The organism is Achromobacter sp. JUb104, assembly GCF_024806975.1.
Classification (GTDB): domain Bacteria; phylum Pseudomonadota; class Gammaproteobacteria; order Burkholderiales; family Burkholderiaceae_B; genus Achromobacter; species Achromobacter spanius.
The window spans coordinates 737,305-755,782 of record NZ_JANUEY010000002.1 but is presented as its reverse complement, the minus strand read 5'-3'; the positions used below and the strand labels follow the sequence as shown (position 1 = coordinate 755,782).

Here is an 18,478-nt window from a genome sequence, read left to right as displayed (position 1 = left end):
GCTGTCTCGCCGCCCTGATCACCAGGCACCGGCCCCGCCGAACCCAGCTCAGTTTGCCGCGTGTTCCAGGAATTCGGTCGCGGGCATCGGCCGGCCCAGCAAAAATCCTTGCAGCGAATCACAGCCCAGCCCCGTCAGGAACTTCTGCTGCGCGGCGGTTTCCACGCCCTCGGCGACGATGCGCAGGTTCAACTGCTGCGCCAACGCGACGATGGCCGCCACGATCGCCGCATCCTCGTTGTCGTTTTCCAGTTGATTCACAAAGCCGCGGTCGATCTTCAATTCCGTCGCCGGCAGGCGCTTCAGATACAGCAGGCTGGAATAGCCGGTGCCGAAATCGTCGATCGAGATCGTGACGCCCAGGCCCGACAGGCGCTTGAGCACGGCCAGGCTGGCCTCGGCGTCGCGCATGGCGGTGGACTCGGTGACTTCCAGCGTCAGGCAGGAAGGGGGCACATCGTGCCGCGCCAGCGCGCCGCGCACCGTTTCCACCAGGCTGGCGTGGGCAAACTGCAAGGCTGAAATATTGACGGCGATGGTCCAGTGCGACTGGCCGGCGTTGATCCATTCCCGCATCTGCCGGCACGCCTCGTTGATCACCCATTCGCCGATCGACAGGATCAAGCCCGTCTTTTCAGCAGTGGGAATGAACTGGTCCGGCCCGACCAGACCGCGCGTGGGATGGTTCCAGCGCAGCAGCGCCTCGGCGCCGATGATCGGCCCGGCGGGGGCTTCATATTTGGGCTGATAGTGCAGCACGAACTGGTCGCGCTCCTGCGCCAGGCGCAGGTCGTGCAGCAGCTCGATCTGCTCGTGCGCGTCCGCGTTCATGGACGGCTCGAAGAAGCTGTAGCCGGTGCCGCCCAGGCGCTTGGCGTGGTACATGGCGGCGTCGGCGTTGGTCAGCAGCGTGTGGGTGTCTTCGCCGTCGTTCGGGTAGATGGCGATGCCCACGCTGGAGGTCACCAGCACTTCGTGGCCATAGACCATGACCGGGCGCGCGATGGCTTCGATCAGCCGGTCGGCCACGTTGGCGGCGTCGGTGGGCTCGATGACTTCGCTTAGCACGATGAATTCGTCACCGCCCAGGCGCGCGACCGTGTCCTGCGTGCGCAGGGCTTGGCGGATGCGCTGGGCCAGGTCGATCAGCAAGGCATCGCCCGTGTGGTGGCCGTAGGCGTCGTTCACCGCCTTGAAACCGTCCAGGTCAAAGAACAGCACGGCAAAATAGCCCTTGCGCCGGCTCGCGCTCTCGATGGCCTGCTCCATGCGGTCTTCCAGCAAGATGCGGTTGGGCAGCTTGGTCAGCGTGTCGTGCAGGGCCAACTGCACCAGTTCTTCATTGGCTTCGGCCAGGGATGAAGCCAGCGCCGACGTGCGCGCCTCCAGCCGGTTGTCCAGCACCGCCACCACCAGCGCAATCGCCAGCACGCTCAGGGTCACGGCCGTCACGGCGATGGCCAGCCAGCCCGCCGAGATCCCGCCATCGGCCGCCATGCAGATGCTGCCGGCGGGGAAGCCGGCGGCTTCCATGCCCGAATAATGCATGCCGACGATGGCGATGCCCATGACCACCGACGCCAGCGGCCGCGACAAGGCCACGCGCGGTCCGTCGTGGCGCAGCCGGTAGGTAATCCATAGCGCGGCGCCCGAGGCCACCACCGCAATCACGATGGACAGCGCGAACCACTTCGCGTCGTAGACGATGCCGGGCGCCATCCTCATGGCCGCCATGCCCAGATAGTGCATCGCGGCGATCCCGGCTCCCATCAGCAGCGCGCCGCTGAGCAAGCGGCGCCAAGGCAGTTCGTCCTTGCACACGATCCACAGCGCAAAGGCCGAGCAGCCGATGGCGATGGCCAGCGACAGTATCGTCAGCGGCAGGTCGTAGCCCATCGGGATGGGCAGATTGAAGGCCAGCATGCCCACAAAGTGCATCGACCAGATCCCGACGCCCATGGCGAACGCGCCGCCCGCCAGCCAATAGCGCGCCGCCGGCAGCCCGTTCGAGGCCCGCACACGGTTGGCCATGCCCAACGCCGTATATGACGCCAGGATGGCGACCCCTAGAGATACGAGGACGAGCGAAGGGTTATAAGTTCCAACGAGCATTTGTGCGGTCCTGTCCTAAGCGCTTACTGCCGACGCGCCGGCCTCAAATCAAATCAATTAGTAGTCAACAGTTGCAATTGGGTCGCAAGACGATTGCTGCTGTCGACGCTGGCGATCTACGTACTCTCTTGTCGGGAAGGGGGATGTGGCAAGCAATGCCTGCGGTCGGTGCCGCCGGGCGCGCCACGCGGTAGCGCGGCAAGTGGCAGGCGCGGCGCGGCATGAGCCGGTCGGAAGCCTGGGCGCGCGCGGGGGTCTGGACGCGCGTCCTGGGCTAAGGGATGGGTTATACCGAAATCGCGCTTCCAGAAGCTCACCAATCTTCACTTATGGCTCGCGAGCCCGGTATGGCCGGGCCGCCGAAGGACCGGCAAGCCGAGCGCGATCTTACACGGCCATGGGGGCGGTGAGCGGCGCGTGATGGGTGTAGCCGGACAGGGAGAAGTCGGTCGGTTCCACCTTTTCCAGCCACTCCGGTTCATAGCGCCCGGTGACGGCGAAATCAGGGATGCGGTCGGACAGCACCAGCTTGGGCGATTCGTAGGGCTCGCGGGTAAGCTGTTCGCGCAGCATCGGCAGGTGATTTTCGTAGATGTGCGCGTCGCCGATGAAGTAGGTGAACCAGCGCGGCGTGTAGCCGGTCAGGCGACCCACCAGATGCAGCAGCGCGGCGCCTTCCGTCAGATTGAACGGCGTGCCCAGGCCCACGTCGTTTGAGCGGATATACAGGCACAGCGAAATCTCGCGCGTCGTCGCGTTGGGCAGGAACTGGTACAGCAGGTGGCAGGGCGGCAGCGCCATTTCTTCGATCTGGGCCCAGTTCCAGCCATGGAACAGGATGCGGCGGTCGCCCGGGCGCTCGTGGATGGTGTCCAGGCACTGGCGCAACTGGTCCACCGCTTTATATAGCAGTACCTTCGGCACGCCGCCTTCTTCCAGGTCCGCGACCTTGGCGTAACCGCGCGCCAAGGCATCTTCAACCTGGGCCGGTCGGCTGGCGTCCAGCAGCTTGTACGCAGGCCATTGGCGCCATTGCACGCCGTACACGGGGCCCAGGTCGTCCGGGCCTTCCCGGTACGGGTTGGCCAGCCACTGGCTGTTTTCATTGGCGTTCTGGTCCCAGACCTTGCAGCCCAGTTCACGGAATTCGGCCGCGCTGCGCGAGGCACGCAGGAATCCGACCATTTCGCCGATGGCGGATTTGAAGGCCAGTTTCTTGGTGGTGACGGCGGGAAAGCCTTTTTGCAGGTCGAATCGCAACGAGGCGCCCGGCATGCTGATCGTGCGGATGCCCGTCCGGTTTTCCTGCCACGAGCCGGTGTCCAGGATGGATTGGACGAGGTCTAGATATTGTTTCATGGCGGTCCTCAGGCTGCGGCCGGCGCGTCCTGGGTGTCGACGATCTCGACCGAAAAGGTCATCGCCGCGGTTTTCTCAAGCATGGCCGAGGCCGAGCAGTACTTTTCGTGCGACAACTGCACGGCGCGTTCCACCGCCGCCTGGGGCAGGTTGCGGCCCGTGACGGTGAAGGCGAAATGGATGCGGGTAAAGACCTTGGGGTCGGTTTCGGCGCGATCCGCTTGCAGCTTGACGCTGCAACCGGTGACGGCGTGGCGTCCACGCTTCAGGATCAGTACCACGTCGTAGGCCGTGCAGCCGCCGGTGCCGGCCAGCAGCATTTCCATCGGGCGGGGCGCCAGGTTGTGGCCGCCGCCGTCAACGGCGCCATCCATCACGGCCACATGGCCGCTGCCAGTGCTGGCGGTAAAGAGCATGCCGTTGGGGCCGCCCCAGTCTATCGTGCATTCCATTTTGAGTGTCCTTCCACATTGCGCGCAGTCAATGGCCGATGATACCCGTTGCGTACAATTCCAGGCATGAGAGCCCCGCCCCGCATCAGGGGTGTGTGCTCAGTCTTGCAGAGGAGTCGCCCATGCCCATCGCCATGTCCCAATCTGGAACTGTTTCCTTGCGCCGTCGCGTCGGTCCCCTGGATGCCCTGCTGGCCGAAGCGGACCGCGCCTTGCGTGTCTTGTCCAACAGCGCCACGGCCGGACGGCCGTATCCCGCCAAGGCGCCTGAAGCGCCCGACACGCTGACGGCAGAGGAAAAGCGCCACGCCGCCGGGTTGATGCGCGTGAACCACGTGGGCGAAATCTGCGCCCAGGCGCTGTATCGCGGCCAAGCCTCGGTGTGCCGTGAGCCCGCCCCGCGCGCGCTGCTGCTGAATGCCGCGGCCGAGGAAGTGGATCATCTGGTCTGGTGCAACGAGCGCCTGACGGAATTGAACAGCCGACCCAGCCTGCTGAACCCGGTCTGGTACGCCGGCTCGTTCGCCCTGGGCGTGCTGGCCAGCGCCGCCGGCGTGCCGCGCAACCTGGGTTTCATGGCCGAAACCGAAAAGCAGGTCGAGGCCCATCTGGAAGAGCATTTACGCACCTTGCCGGTGCAGGACGAACGCTCGCGCGAGGTCGTCCGGAAGATGAAAGACGACGAAGCGGAACACCGGGCCAGCGCCGAGCGGGCAGGGGGCGTACCACTGCCTGGCCCTGTAAAGACGGCCATGCGGGCGATGTCCAAAGTGATGACGACGACGGCGTACTGGATCTGAAGCAGGACGGTTTGGTCGCGTTTTGCGGCAATGTTGCGATGCACCAATGTGGCCGCATCGTGGTGCGAGACGCACCAAGATGGTGCATGAATCCAGGCGGGATTACCCGACACCGACGAGGGTAAATCCCCAAGGGGTTTACCCGTTCGGCAAAAACCCTTTTTTCGGCCAAGTCATTTGTTAGCGCGGGTTTCCAAGGGGTGGGCGCTAGATTTGCAGCGAAAACGCAACGCAGAAATTGACCTTTTACAGAGATCAAAAAAATTCTTGCATCGCACAAAAAACCTCGTTAATATTCACACATCGGATGTTGAAACGCAGTCGGCGCGGTGCAAAACCCCGACAGCAAAGCGAGCAGAAGGTCAGCTCCCAACATGCCACGGTTGTCTCCTCCACCCTCCTCCTTTGGTGGATTTAGCCCGAGATCTCACGATCTCGGGCTTTTTTTTGCGTGCGTTTAATCCGTCCCTTTTTTAAGTGATGGACCCGTCGGGCGCCTGGGAAGGACAACGCCTCCACCCTATGGAGGCCTCCGCGTTTTCCCTGGGATATTTCGTATGCGCCCAGGCGGAAAGATCTACAATCGCCTGCATGAATCCTGGACTTCCGCGCGAAAGAACGCCCCTGACCCGGGAGTTACGTTTCGTGCCCGTGAATTGCACTTCCTTATCCCTCCCATATATGGGCGTTACACCTGCCCCCGATAATGGCGGGCCTGTCTCCATAGACCAAGAAAGGTGATCGAGTGACCTGGCTGTATATCTGCGTGGTCGCGTTCATGGTGGGGGGACTCATCGTGTGGTCGGAGCGCTGGCATGGCCGCTTCACCGGCGACAGCGACCTCAACAAACCGCAAGCGAACCATTCCCGAGCCACGCCCCGCGTTGGCGGCCTGGCCGTGCTGGCCGGCACCCTGCTGGGCCTGCTGGTGCTGGGCCCCGCCAACATGACGCTGACCTGGCTTTGGCCGGCGTTGTTCGTTGCCGCCTTGCCGGTCTTCGTGGCCGGCCTGCTCGAAGACATCACCAAAGACATCGGCGCCAGCAAGCGCTTGCTGGCGGCTTTCCTGTCGGCGGCGATTGCCTGGTGGCTGTTGGGCGGCGTCAGCCGTGTCGGCATGGCCCCGGTGGATTACGTGCTGTCGTACTGGCCCGTATCGCTGCTGTTCACCATGTTTGCCGTTGGCGGCTGTACCCATGCGCTGAATATCGTGGACGGCATGAACGGCCTGGCCGGCATGGTCGCCACGCTGATGGCGGTGTCGATCAGCCTGGTGGCGCTGCAAGTGGGCGACGTGCCCATCTTCATGATCGCGGCCGCCCTGGCGTCCGCCACCCTGGGCTTTTTGGTCTGGAACTTCCCGTTCGGCCGCGTCTTCCTGGGCGACGGCGGGGCGTACTTCCTGGGCTTCATGCTGGCCGAGCTGGCCGTGTTGCTGGTGGTGCGCAATCCGTCGGTGTCGCCTTTCTATGCGCTGGCCGTGCTGTTCTACCCCGTTTTTGAAACCGGCTTTTCAATCTGGCGCCGCCGCTTCAAGCGTGGCGTGCCGGTTGACCAGCCGGACGCGCTGCACCTGCACCAACTGGTGTTCCGTCGGCTGGTCCGCGTGACCTTCAGCCGTGGCCGCCGCCATGCGGTGCCGGCGCTGTGCAACGCGATGGCGTCGCCCTACATGTGGGTGCTGGCGCTGATCGGCCTGGTGCCGGCCACCATCTGGTGGGACAACGCGTGGGCCTTGGGCGCCAGCCTGGTGGTGTTCGCCAGCGTCTACGTCTGGCTGTACGCCCGCCTGGTGTCCTGGCGTCGCCCGGGGTGGCTGCTGTTGCCGTCCGTGTTGAAGACCTCGGATTAAGTGTTGAGTGCCCCGGCGACTGCCGCCGGGGGCTCGTGAATCATCAATCACCCGACCATATTTAGAATGCCGTAAACGTCTTACGGTGAAGGGAGAGTTATGTTGCGAATTCAGGATGTGAAACTCGCTGTCGTGGGCCTGGGCTACGTCGGTCTGCCCTTGGCGGTGGAGTTCGGCAAGAAGCGTTCGGTCATCGGGTTTGATATCAATACGCGCCGTATTGACGCCTTGAAGGCGGGCCACGACCACACGCTGGAAGTCAGCGATGAAGAGCTGGCCGAAGCCGCTCAGTTGAGCTACACCGCCGACCGCGCCGAACTCGGCCAGGCGAATGTGTTCATCGTGACCGTTCCCACGCCCATCGACGAATACAAGCAGCCGGACCTGACCCCGTTGGTCAAGGCCAGCGAAACGATCGGCGCGGTGCTCAAGCGCGGCGACATCGTCATCTATGAATCCACCGTGTACCCCGGCGCCACCGAAGAAGATTGCGTGCCGGTGCTGGAACGCGTGTCGGGCCTGAAGTTCAACGTGGATTTCTACGCGGGCTACAGCCCCGAGCGTATCAACCCGGGCGATAAGGAACACCGCGTCAGCACGATCAAGAAGGTCACTTCCGGTTCCACGCCCGAAGTCGCCGAGCTGGTCGACCAGCTGTACAAGGAAATCATCACTGCCGGCACGCACAAGGCGTCCAGCATCCGCGTGGCCGAAGCCGCCAAGGTGATCGAGAACACGCAGCGCGATGTGAACATTGCGCTGATCAACGAACTGGCCCTGATCTTCAACAAGATGGGCATCGACACCGAAGCCGTGCTGCAAGCCGCGGGCACCAAGTGGAACTTCCTGCCGTTCCGCCCGGGTCTGGTCGGCGGCCACTGCATCGGCGTGGACCCGTACTACCTGACGCACAAGGCGCAGTCCATCGGCTACCACCCCGAGATCATCCTTGCCGGTCGTCGCCTGAACGATTCGATGGGTGGCTACGTGGTGTCGCAATTGGTCAAGTGCATGACCAAGCAGCGTATCCATGTGCAAGGCGCGCGCGTGCTGGTCATGGGCCTGGCCTTCAAGGAAAACTGCCCCGACCTGCGCAACACCCGCATCGTTGACATCGTCAGCGAGCTGCGCGACTACAACGTTGATGTGGACGTCTACGACCCGTGGGTCGATCCCGACGAAGCCGTGCACGAATACGGCCTGACCCCGGTGGCCAAGCTCGAAGAAGGCAAGTACGACGCCGTGATCCTGGCGGTGGCGCACAACCAATTCAAGGCCATGGGCGCCGAAGGCATCCGCAAGCTGGGCAAGTCGCAACACGTGCTGTATGACCTGAAGTACGTGCTGTCGCCCGCCGAATCCGACCTGCGCCTGTAAGGATTTCGCCATGACGACTCGCTATGAAACCATCAAGCAGGAACTGGCCGCCGCGCCGCGTAAATGGCTGGTAACGGGCTGCGCCGGCTTTATCGGCTCGAACCTGCTGGAAACGCTGTTGAAGTTGAACCAGACCGTTACCGGCCTGGACAACTTCGCCACCGGCCACCAACGAAATCTGGATGAAGTGCGCAACTCGGTCACGGCCGAGCAATGGGCGCGCTTCACCTTCGTGGAAGGCGATATCCGCGACCTGGCTGCTTGCCAACGCGCGGCCGAGGGGGTGGACTTTGTCCTGCACCAGGCCGCCCTGGGTTCCGTGCCACGTTCGCTGAAAGACCCGATCACCACCAACGAGGTGAACATCGGCGGCTTCCTGAACATGCTGGTCGCCGCGCGCGACGCCGGCGTGAAGTCCTTTGTCTACGCTGCCTCCAGCTCGACCTACGGCGACCACCCGGCCTTGCCCAAGGTTGAAGAAAACATCGGCAAGCCGCTGTCGCCCTACGCCGTCACCAAGTACGTGAACGAGCTGTACGCCGACGTGTTCGCGCGTTCCTACGGCTTTGAAACCGTGGGCCTGCGCTACTTCAACGTGTTCGGCAAGCGCCAGGACCCGGACGGCGCCTATGCCGCCGTGATCCCGAAGTGGACCGCCGCCATGATCAAGGGCGAAGACGTCACCATCAACGGCGACGGCGAAACCAGCCGCGACTTCTGCTTTGTGGACAACGCGGTTCAGGCCAACCTGCTGGCCGCCATGGCGCCGCCCGAAGCCCGCAACCAGGTCTACAACGTGGCCGTCAGCGGCCGCAGCACCTTGAACGACCTGTTCGGCTTTTTGGTCAAGGCCCTGGGCAACCAAAACGTGAACTATGGCAAGCAAGCCGTCTACGCGGATTTCCGCGCCGGCGACGTGCGCCATTCCCAGGCTGACGTCAGCAAGGCGGGTCGACTGCTGGGCTACGCGCCTTCGCACACCGTGCTGCAAGGCCTGGAAGTGGCCATGCCCTGGTACACGCAATTCCTGCGTTGATTTGAAAGCACTCGTCCGAAAACTCGGCAACATCCACCCGGACCACCAGCGCATCTTCAAGGGCGCGTTCCGGGTGGCGGTGTTTCTGCTGCTGGGCAAGGCGGCCGGCGCCATCAAAGAGATGGCGGTGGCGTACCGCTACGGCGTCAGCGACGCCGTGGATGCCTACCAGTTCACGATGACCATGGCCACCTGGCTGCCGGTCACCATCGTGGGCGTGCTGTCGGTGGTCTTGATTCCCGTGCTGGTGCGCCTGCGCCGCGCGGACGACGCCGAACGCGACCAATTCATCAAAGAGCTGCAAGGCTGGGTGGCCGCGGCCGGTATCGCGCTGGCCATCGCAACCTGGTTCGCCTGGCCGTATGTTGTGGACGCCTTGGGCAAGGGCTTGCCCGAGCGCGTGCGCGGCATGACGGGCGACCTGCTCATCGCCTTCGCCCCGGTGTCGGCGTTGCTGCTCATCGCCGGCATCAGCGCCGCGCGGCTGCGCGCGCATGAACGCCACGTCAATACCTTGCTGGACAGCGTGCCCGCCGTGGCGACACTGGCCTGGGTCATGCTGGCCGTCAGCGCCGACGGCGTGGGCCCGCTGCTGTGGGGCACGCTGGTGGGCTATGCCATCCAGACCGTGTGGCTTGCGTGGCTGGCCGCGCGTGCCGATGGCGGATTCTGGGGCGCGCCACGGTTGACGCTGCGGTCGCCGCACTGGCCCGAATTGATGGGCGCGGCCGGCGTCATGCTGATCGGCCAGGTGGCGATGAGCTTTGTCGGCCCGCTGGACCAGTACGCCGCCGCCAACCTGGGCGCCAACGCCAACGCCACGCTGGGTTATGCCAGCCGCTTGTTGTCGTTGCTGCTGGGCATCGGCGCGGTGTCGGTCGGGCGCGCAGCGCTGCCCGTGCTGGCCGATGTGCAAGCGCGCGGCGATACGGCCCGCGCGCGCAGCATGGCGCTGAAGTGGTCCGTGCTGATGGTGGGAGCGGGCGCCGCGGTCGTCGCCATCGGCTGGGTGCTGGCCCCGTGGGGCGTGGCCGTGCTGTTCGAGCGCGGCGCCTTCACGGCTGAAAACACCGAAGTCGTCGCGCATGTGCTGCGCTGGGGCCTGTTGCAACTGCCTTTCTATTTTGGCGTGCTGATCCTGGTGCAGTTGCTGGCCAGCCAAAACCGCTACCGCATCATGGCCGCCATCGCCGTGGCCAACTTTGCGCTGAAAGCGGTGTTGAACACCGTGCTGGCGCCCAAGATGGGCGCGGCCGGCATCATGCTGGCAACCAGCCTCATGTATGTGCTGTCCTTCGCGTGCTACCTGGTGGTGGCCCTGCGCAAGGCCGAACCCAAAGAGGCCGATTGAATGTCCGACGCCGACTCCGGCCGCGCATTGCGCGTGCTGCTGTTTATTCATTCGCTGCATGGCGGCGGCGCTGAGCGCGTTGCCGCAGACCTGAGCGCGCACTGGGCCGGCATGGGCCGCGAGGTCATGGTGGTGACCCAGGCCAGCGCGGACGGCGACGTCTACGCGCTGCATCCCAAGGTGCGCCGCGAAGTCCTGCATACGGAGGGCGAGGGTGGCGGCTTGCGCGGCATCTGGAGCAACGTGCAGCGCGTGCGGGCGCTGCGCCGCGTGGTCAAGGAATTCCGCCCCGACATCGTGCTGGGCATGATGACCACGGCGTCGGTGCTGTCGGTGCTGGCGTGCGCGGGCATCCCGTGCCGGGTCATCGCCACGGAGCACACGCATCCGCCGTCGCAGACGCTGTCCGGTCTGTGGCAGCGCTTGCGCCGCATCACCTACCCGCGCGCCGCGCGAGTCGTCGCGCTGACCCGTGGTACGGCCGACTGGATCGAACAGCACGTGCCGGGCTCGCGCCTGGCCGTCATCCCCAACCCGGTGCATTGGCCCTTGCCGCGCGCCGAGCCCTTGTTGGCGCCGCCCACGTCCGATGGCCGCAAGCGCCTGCTGGCGGTTGGCCGGTTGCACGCGGACAAGGGGTTTGACCTGCTGATCCAGGCGTTTGCCGCGCTGGCCCCATCGCATCCGGATTGGGATCTGGTTATTCTGGGCGAAGGCCATGAACGCGGCGCGCTGCAAGCACAAGTCGACCAGGCCGGCCTGGCCTCGCGTATCTTGATGCCCGGCCGCGCCGGCAATGTGGGCGACTGGTACGACAGCGCCGACTTGTATGTGCTGACCTCGCGCTTTGAGGGGCTGTCCAATACCTTGCTTGAATCCATGGCCAGCGGCTTGGCCGCCGTCTCGTTCGATTGCGATACCGGACCGCGCGAGATCGTGCGCGACGGCATCGACGGCGTGCTGGTGCGGCCCAATGGCGATGTACCGGCCTTGTGCAAGGCGCTGTCCGATGTGATGGAAAACGACGCAAGGCGCCAGCGGATGGCGCAAGCGGCAACCGATGTGCGCGACCGCTTTTCCGCCGCGCGCGTGTTGCAGCAATGGCAAGAACTTTTTGACGGCGTGCGCGAGCCGGGCCACTAGGGTCCGCGCGGCGCGCGCCGTTGCTACGGTGACCACGAGAACCTCATCATGTGTGGAATAGTCGGAATTTGGGGCCCCATCGGGAACAAGGAGCGCGTGCTGGCCGAAAGCTGCCGTCGCATCCGCCATCGCGGGCCGGACAGCAACGGCTTCTGGGAAGACCCGGAAGCCGAAGTGGCGCTGGGGCACGTGCGCCTGGCCATCCTGGACCTGACCGAAGCCGGCCATCAACCCATGACGTCCGCTTGCGGCCGTTATGTGATGGTGTTCAACGGCGAGATCTACAACCACCTGGACATCCGCCAGCAGCTTGAGAAATCAGGCCTGGCGCCGTCCTGGCGCGGCCATTCCGATACCGAAACGCTGCTGGCCGGCTTCACCGCGCTGGGCATCGAGGCCACCTTGCAGGCCGCGGTCGGCATGTTCGCCATTGCCCTGTGGGATCGCGCGTCGCGCAAGCTGATGCTGGCGCGCGACCGCATGGGCGAAAAGCCGCTGTACTACGGCTATTCGGGCGCCGAGCTGGTGTTTGCATCCGAGTTGAAGGGCCTCATGCCCATCCCCGGATTCGGCCGCGACCTGAACCGCAACGCGCTGGCCTCGTTCATGCGCCACAACTATATTCCGGCGCCGCAATCCATCTACCAGGGCATTGCCAAGCTGCCCCCTGGCACCTGGGTGGAGTTCACCGCCGACGATACCCGCAGCCGCCGCATGCCGGAACCGCGCGTGTATTGGTCCGCGCGCGAAGCGGCCGACAGCGCGGCCCGGTCGCCGCTGTCGTTCGGGTCCGACGCCGAGGCTGCCCAGGCGCTGGAAAGCGTGCTGTCCAAGGCGGTGGGCGGCCAGATGCTGTCGGACGTCAGCCTGGGCGCCTTCCTGTCGGGCGGCATTGACTCGTCCACCATCGTGGCGCTGATGCAGGCGCAAAGCGCCAAGCCGGTACGCACCTTCGCCATCGGTTTCCACGAGAAAGGCTACGACGAGGCGCAGCACGCCAAGGCCGTCGCCACGCATCTGGGCACCGACCACACCGAGCTCTACGTCACCGCGGACGACGCGCTGGCGGTGGTGCCGTCGCTGGCCGACATGTACGACGAACCGTTCGCCGATTCGTCGCAGATTCCCACGTCGCTCGTCACCAAGATGGCGCGTCAGCACGTCACCGTAGCCCTGTCGGGCGACGGCGGCGATGAACTCTTCGGCGGCTATTCGCGCTACTTCCGCGTGAATAACTGGTGGCAGCAGTGCGAGCGCGTGCCCGCGATGCTGCGCAAGCCCGCTGGCGCGATGCTTTCCGCAACCACCCACCTGCCCGGGCGCGGCGCCTGGCGCGGCAAGGTCGGCAAGCTGGGCGAGCTGCTGCGCGCCGATACACGCGGCGACTTCTATCGCCACTTCGTGTCGTACTGGGCCGACCCCACGCAGGTGGTCAAGGGCGGCGTGGAACCCGTGTCGGAATTTGCGCGCGACATGCAGGGCTCGACCTTCGAAGCCATGATGAAGCTGGACACGATTACCTATCTGCCCGATGACATCCTGGTCAAGGTGGATCGCGCCGCCATGGCGGTGAGCCTGGAGACGCGCGTGCCGCTGATCGACCATCGCGTTTATGAATTCGCCTGGAGCCTGCCGCATCAGTACAAGGTGCGCGGCAACACCGGTAAATGGCTGCTGCGCCAGGTGCTGCATCGCCATGTGCCGCAGGCGCTGGTGGACCGCCCCAAGCGCGGCTTCGCCGTACCGCTGGCCGCCTGGCTGCGCGGACCGTTGCGCGAATGGGCCGATGCGCTGCTCGACCCCGCCCGGCTGCGCCAGGAAGGCTGGTTCGAACCCGAGCCCATCCTGCGCAAATGGCGCGAACACACCTCGGGCCATCGCAACTGGGACAGTCACCTGTGGGGCGTGCTGATGATGCAGGCCTGGCTGGACCGCTATCGTGCCGCACCGGATCAAGGGGGAACGATTGGGAGTCGTTAACGCATGAAAATATTGATGTTGGTCAGTTCCATGCACGCGGGCGGCGCCGAACGCGTCGCCGCAACGCTGGTGAATGCCTGGGCCGAACGCGGCGACACCGTCACGCTGACGCCTACCTATTCGTCCAAGGGCACCTGCTTTTATCCCGTGTCGGACAAGGTCACCCTCGCCTGGCTGGCCGATATCGCCGGCACCAGAGCATCGGGCGGCATGGCCGCGTTCAAGCGCCTGATGGCCTTGCGCAAGCACATCCGCGACACCAAGCCCGATGTGGTCGTGTCTTTCCTGACCAACGTCAACGTGGCCGCCATCCTTGCCACGCGGGGCCTGGGCGTGCCGCTTATCGTTTGCGAACGCACCAACCCCGTGGCCGAAACCACCACCGGCACGGTGTGGCGCAAGCTGCGCCGCCTGCTGTACCCGCGCGCGGACATGGTGACGGTGCAAGCCGAAGACACCGCCGGCCCGTTCTCGCGTCAGGTGCCGGGCATCAAGCGCCTGGCCGTCATTCCCAACCCCTTGCCCGCGCCCTTGCTCGACGCGCCGCGCGTGGTTCAGCGTGAAGACGATGGCCCGCGTGAATTGTTGGCGATGGGCCGTCTGGTGCCCGACAAGCAGTTCGATCTGTTGATCAATGTGTTCGCGCAATTGGCGCCGTCGCACCCCGACTGGAACCTGCGTATCTGGGGCGAAGGCCCCGAGCGCGCGCCGCTGGAGGCGCAGATTGAAAAGCTGGGCCTGCAATCGCGCGTGAGCCTGCCGGGCCGCACCGAAGCGCCGTGGGAAGAACTCGCGCGCGGCCAGGCTTTTGTGCTGAGCTCGCTGGTGGAAGGCTTTCCGAATGTCTTGCTGGAAGCCATGTCGCTGGGCCTGCCTTGCGTGGCTTTCGACTGCCCCAGTGGCCCTCGCGAAATGACGCGCGACGGCCAGGACGCCTTGCTGGTGCCCGCTGGCGACGCCAGTGCCTTGCAAGACGCCTTGCAGCGCGTCATGAGCGACCCGATGCTGCGTCGGCAACTGGGCGCGCGCGCCGCTACGGCCGTGCGCCAGCGCTACGCCCTGGATACGGTGCTGTCCGAATGGGATGAACTGTTCGACGCGGTGCGGGAGGGGCGATGAGCACCCCCGCCTTGCGCGTGCTGCATGTCATCACCGGCCTGGGGCAGGGCGGCGCGGAATCCGTGTTGATGCGCTTGGCGACGTACCCGGAAACGGGCGTGTCGCACACGGTTGTGTCGCTGACCGACGAAGGTATCTATGGCGAGCGCCTGCGCGCCGCCGGCGTGCCCGTGCATGCCTTGGGCATGAAACGCGGGCGTGTAAGCGCAAGCGGCTTTTTGACGTTACGCCGGCTGATCGCCACCCAGCGCCCAGACGTCGTGCAGACCTGGATGTATCACGCGGACCTGATCGGCGGCCTGGCCGCGCGGATGGCCGGCGTGCGCGCGGTCGCCTGGGGCATCCGCAATTCGGGCGCGCATCTTGAACGCAGCAGCCGGTCGGCGCGCCTGGTCTTGCGCGCTTGCGCATGGCTGTCCGGCAGCGTGCCGCGCGCCATTGTCTGCGCCGCCCAGAATGCGGCCGAACGGCACGCCGAACGCGGCTACCGGCGCGACCGCATGGTGGTGATTCCAAACGGCTACGACTTGTCGCGCTATGCGCCCGACGCACAAGCCCGCACGCGCATGCGCGCGCAGTGGGGGCTGTCGGAAGACGCACCCGTGATCGGCAGCGTGGCGCGTTGGGATCCGCTGAAAGACCACGCCAACCTGCTGCGTGCCGTGGCCGCGCTGGTGCGCGATGGCCGCGACGGCGGCTTGCGCTGCGTGCTGGTCGGACGCGGCATGACGGCCGACAACGCCGAGCTTGGCGCCCTGATCGACAAGCTGAACCTGCGCGACCGCCTCATCCTTGCCGGCCCCAGCGACGATGTGCCCGCCGTGATGAACGGCCTGGACGTGCACGTGCTGTCCAGCTGCGCCGAGGGCTTTCCCAACGTGGTGGCCGAGGCCATGGCCTGCGGTGTTTACTGCGTGGTGACGAACGTGGGCGACGCCGCCTACATCGTCGCCGACACCGGCGTCGTCGTGCCCCCCGAGCAAGCCGAGGCGCTGGCGCGCGGCATCGAGACCGCCTTGTGCGACGTGGCTGCGCGCGGCCACGGACGCGCGGGCGAGGCGGGCCGCGCGCGCGTGTTGGAAAACTTTGATCTGGCGCGCATGGTGCAGCATTACCTCACCGTATGGCGCCGCATTGCCGGAGACCAGGCATGAGCCGTCGCCTGATGTTCGTCGTCAACAACCCCGCGTTTTTCATGTCGCATCGCGTGCCGGTGGCGCTGGCCGCGCAGCAAGCGGGCTATGACGTGCATGTGGCCACGATGGATGGCCCCGCCGTGGCAGACATCCAGGCGCTGGGCATGACCCATCACGCCATTCCGATGACGCGCAGCGGCAAGCATCCCTTGCAGGAATTGGGCACGCTGCTGGCGCTGGTACGCCTGTTTCGCCGCGTGCGTCCGGACGTGGTGCACCTGGTCACCATCAAGCCCGTGCTGTACGGCGGCATTGCCGCGCGCATTGCCCGCGTGCCGGGCATGGTGGCGGCGATTTCCGGCCTGGGCTTCGTGTTCCTGTCCAATTCCCTGAAGATGCGGCTGGTGCGCGCCGTGGTGGCGCGCCTGTACCGCGTGGCGCTGGGCCATCCGAACAGCCGCGTGATTTTCCAGAACGCCAATGACCGCGACCTGCTCAAGTCACTGGGTGCGGTGCGCGATGAACAGGTCGTCATGATTCGCGGCGCGGGGGTGGACCTGGATGCTTATCGCGCGTCGCCCGAACCGCCTGCGCCGCCCGTCGTGGTGACCATGGTGGCGCGCCTGTTGCGCGACAAGGGCGTGCGCGAATTCGTCGAGGCGGCGGCCATGCTGCGCGCGCGCGGCGTGCCGGTGACCATGCAACTGGTGGGTGGGCTGGATGCGGGTAACCCCGCGTCGGCCACGCAGCAAGAGGTGGACGCCTGGCAGCGCGACGGCGCCGTGCAGGCCTTGGGTGAACGGTCAGACATTGCCGAGCTATACGCGGCCAGCCATATCGCCGTGCTGCCTTCGTATCGCGAGGGTTTGCCGAAATCGTTGATCGAGGCCGCGGCATGCGGGCGCGCCGTGGTAACGACCGACGTGCCGGGCTGCCGCGACGCCATCGAACCCGGCCAGACCGGGCTGCTGGTGCCAGTGCGTGACGCGCAGTCGCTGGCGGATGCCATTGCGCGCCTGGCCGAGGACGCCGCCTTGCGTCAACGCATGGGCGCGGCGGGGCGTGCGCTGGCCGAGAGTGAATTCGACATCAAGCGCGTTGCCCGCGTCCATGTGGAACTCTACGACGCCCTAGGTGCTTGATCGGCAGATACGGCTGATACGGCGAATTCGGCGGGTTTGGATTCAGGATTGATTGAGCCCGCCTAGCGCCCGCGCGCGATCGCGTCGATCCAGAAACGGGTGGACGGGTCTTGCTGGCTGGTCTGCGGCGCATCCAGCTCGCGCATGATGTTCTTGGCCAGCGCCTTGCCGAATTCCACGCCCCATTGGTCAAACGGGTTGATGCCCCAGATAACGCCTTGCGCGAACACCTTGTGTTCGTACAAGGCCAGCAGCGCGCCCAAGGTATAGGCCTCCAGGCGCGGCAGCACGATCAGCGACGACGGACGGCCGCCCGGATGCACCCGATGCTGCGCAAGCAGCCGCGCGCGCGCCGGATCGCTTTCCGTGGCCGAGGTTTCGGCCAGCGCCTCGTCGAAGGACTTGCCCCGCAGCAGCGCCGAACGCTGCGCCAGGCAGTTGGCAATCAGCAGCTCATGGTGGCGCGCATAGGCGTGGTCGGGCTGCTCGCAAAGAATGAAGTCCACCGGCGCGCCCATGGCGTCCTGGTGCATCCATTGAAAGAACGTGTGCTGACAGTCGGTGCCGGCCATGCCCCAAACGGAGGGGCCGGTCGGTACGCCGACGGGGCTGCCGTCTTCAGTGGCGACTTTGCCCAGTGATTCCATTTCCAACTGCTGCGCCCAGGGCACCAGGTGAACCAGCCGCGAGTCGTAAGGCGCAATCACCAGCGAGTCATAGCCCAGCACGCTGCGGTTGACCACGCCGGCCAGCGCCAGTTGCAGCGGCGCGTTCTCTGCGTTGGGGGCGGTGCGGAAATGTTCGTCCATGGCCGCGGCGCCCGCCAGCAACTGATCGAATGCATCGTTGCCCAAGGCCAGCGCGATGGGCAGGCCAATGGCGGACCATAGCGAATAACGGCCGCCAACCCAGTCCCAGATCTGGAAGATGTGGTCGGGCAAGATGCCCAGGTTAAGCGCGGCTTCCACGTTGGCGGTGATCGCCACCACCTGCTTGATGGGGTCGGCCACGCCGGCGTCGCGCAGCCAGTTCATGGCCACTTCCGCATTGGCCAGCGGCTCGGTCGTGGTGAACGATTTGGACGCGACGATGACCAGCGTGTCGTGCGGATCCAGCCGGCTCATGGCGTCGGCAACGGAATGCGAATCCACGTTCGACGCAAAGCGCACTTCGCGCCGCGCGCCGCCATGGCGCAGCGCTCGGTTCACCAGGCGCGGCCCCCAATCGCTGCCGCCAATGCCCAGGTGCAGCACGTAACCGTAGCGGTCGGCGCGGTCGGCCTCGCGCACGAATTCGCGCAAGCGATCCCGTTCGGCCTGCACGGCGTTGGCTACCGCGGCGGGCGGCTCGGCCGCGCGCAAGGCGGTGTGCCAGGCGGCGCGTCCTTCCGTCCAGTTGGCGTGGCCGCCGTCGAACAGCGTGGCGCGGGCGGCGTCGAACTGCTGCTGGGCCAGCAGCGCTTCAGACGCCGCGTGCAGGGCGGGCGAGTGCGCCTGGGTGCTTAGATCCAGGCGCAGGCCCGGGGCGTTGATCACCCTGAGTTGTTCGCCGCGCAGGGGCGCGGCTTTGGCCGCTGTGGTGAATGCTTGCCAGGCTGGGCTGTTCGGTAGCGACATGAG

The 18,478-nt window shown here is 65.6% G+C and carries 14 protein-coding genes; 10 read left to right on the top strand and 4 right to left on the bottom strand.

Features of this window, described 5'->3' with window-relative positions:
* Window positions 1–48 precede the first annotated feature (48 nt).
* From M2361_RS15365 to M2361_RS15355, 3 genes are all read right to left on the bottom strand, one after another.
* Complete coding sequence (locus M2361_RS15365; RefSeq protein WP_259250317.1) at window positions 49–2,112, bottom strand: bifunctional diguanylate cyclase/phosphodiesterase; 2,064 nt, start codon at window positions 2,110–2,112, stop codon at window positions 49–51.
* 387 nt (window positions 2,113–2,499) lie between these two features.
* On the bottom strand, window positions 2,500–3,471 hold the full coding sequence (locus M2361_RS15360) for a thymidylate synthase (protein ID WP_259250316.1): 972 nt from the start codon (window positions 3,469–3,471) through the stop codon (window positions 2,500–2,502).
* A gap of 8 nt (window positions 3,472–3,479) precedes the next feature.
* Entirely contained in the window at window positions 3,480–3,923 is a 444-nt protein-coding gene (locus M2361_RS15355; protein WP_100854429.1) for an OsmC family protein, read from the bottom strand.
* A gap of 122 nt (window positions 3,924–4,045) precedes the next feature.
* Here M2361_RS15355 and coq7 point away from each other — a divergent pair, with 122 nt between their 5' ends.
* The 10 genes from coq7 (at window position 4,046) to M2361_RS15305 (ending at window position 16,859) form a co-directional block, all read left to right on the top strand.
* The gene (gene coq7, locus M2361_RS15350) at window positions 4,046–4,723 is read left to right on the top strand and encodes a 2-polyprenyl-3-methyl-6-methoxy-1,4-benzoquinone monooxygenase (protein WP_404976379.1); all 678 of its coding nucleotides are present in this window, start codon (window positions 4,046–4,048) and stop codon (window positions 4,721–4,723) included.
* 745 nt (window positions 4,724–5,468) lie between these two features.
* Window positions 5,469–6,575, top strand: a complete 1,107-nt coding sequence (locus M2361_RS15345) for a glycosyltransferase (protein WP_050448076.1) — start codon at window positions 5,469–5,471, stop codon at window positions 6,573–6,575.
* 99 nt (window positions 6,576–6,674) lie between these two features.
* On the top strand, window positions 6,675–7,952 hold the full coding sequence (tviB, locus tag M2361_RS15340; protein WP_259250310.1) for a Vi polysaccharide biosynthesis UDP-N-acetylglucosamine C-6 dehydrogenase TviB: 1,278 nt from the start codon (window positions 6,675–6,677) through the stop codon (window positions 7,950–7,952).
* Window positions 7,953–7,962: 10 nt separating this feature from the next.
* Window positions 7,963–8,988: an SDR family oxidoreductase gene (locus M2361_RS15335; RefSeq protein ID WP_259250309.1), complete on the top strand. Its 1,026-nt coding sequence runs from the start codon at window positions 7,963–7,965 to the stop codon at window positions 8,986–8,988.
* A 1-nt stretch (window position 8,989) separates the two neighbouring features.
* Window positions 8,990–10,339 carry a murein biosynthesis integral membrane protein MurJ gene (murJ, locus tag M2361_RS15330; protein WP_259250307.1) on the top strand — a complete coding sequence of 450 codons (1,350 nt, stop codon included), beginning with the start codon at window positions 8,990–8,992 and terminating at the stop codon, window positions 10,337–10,339.
* The gene (locus tag M2361_RS15325) at window positions 10,340–11,482 is read left to right on the top strand and encodes a glycosyltransferase family 4 protein (RefSeq protein WP_259250305.1); all 1,143 of its coding nucleotides are present in this window, start codon (window positions 10,340–10,342) and stop codon (window positions 11,480–11,482) included.
* A 48-nt stretch (window positions 11,483–11,530) separates the two neighbouring features.
* A complete protein-coding gene (asnB, locus tag M2361_RS15320) occupies window positions 11,531–13,462 on the top strand; it encodes an asparagine synthase (glutamine-hydrolyzing) (protein WP_259250303.1) in 1,932 nt (643 codons plus the stop codon).
* A 3-nt stretch (window positions 13,463–13,465) separates the two neighbouring features.
* Window positions 13,466–14,581 (top strand): glycosyltransferase family 4 protein, encoded by a 1,116-nt coding sequence (locus M2361_RS15315; protein ID WP_259250301.1) that lies wholly within the window; start codon window positions 13,466–13,468, stop codon window positions 14,579–14,581.
* The gene (locus M2361_RS15310; protein ID WP_259250300.1) at window positions 14,578–15,735 is read left to right on the top strand and encodes a glycosyltransferase; all 1,158 of its coding nucleotides are present in this window, start codon (window positions 14,578–14,580) and stop codon (window positions 15,733–15,735) included. Before M2361_RS15315 ends, M2361_RS15310 begins: the two co-directional genes overlap by 4 nt.
* On the top strand, window positions 15,732–16,859 hold the full coding sequence (locus tag M2361_RS15305; protein ID WP_259250297.1) for a glycosyltransferase family 4 protein: 1,128 nt from the start codon (window positions 15,732–15,734) through the stop codon (window positions 16,857–16,859). Before M2361_RS15310 ends, M2361_RS15305 begins: the two co-directional genes overlap by 4 nt.
* 62 nt (window positions 16,860–16,921) lie before the next feature.
* On the opposite strand, the gene pgi is transcribed toward M2361_RS15305, so the two are convergent.
* The gene (pgi, locus tag M2361_RS15300) at window positions 16,922–18,475 is read right to left on the bottom strand and encodes a glucose-6-phosphate isomerase (RefSeq protein WP_259250296.1); all 1,554 of its coding nucleotides are present in this window, start codon (window positions 18,473–18,475) and stop codon (window positions 16,922–16,924) included.
* Window positions 18,476–18,478 lie beyond the last annotated feature (3 nt).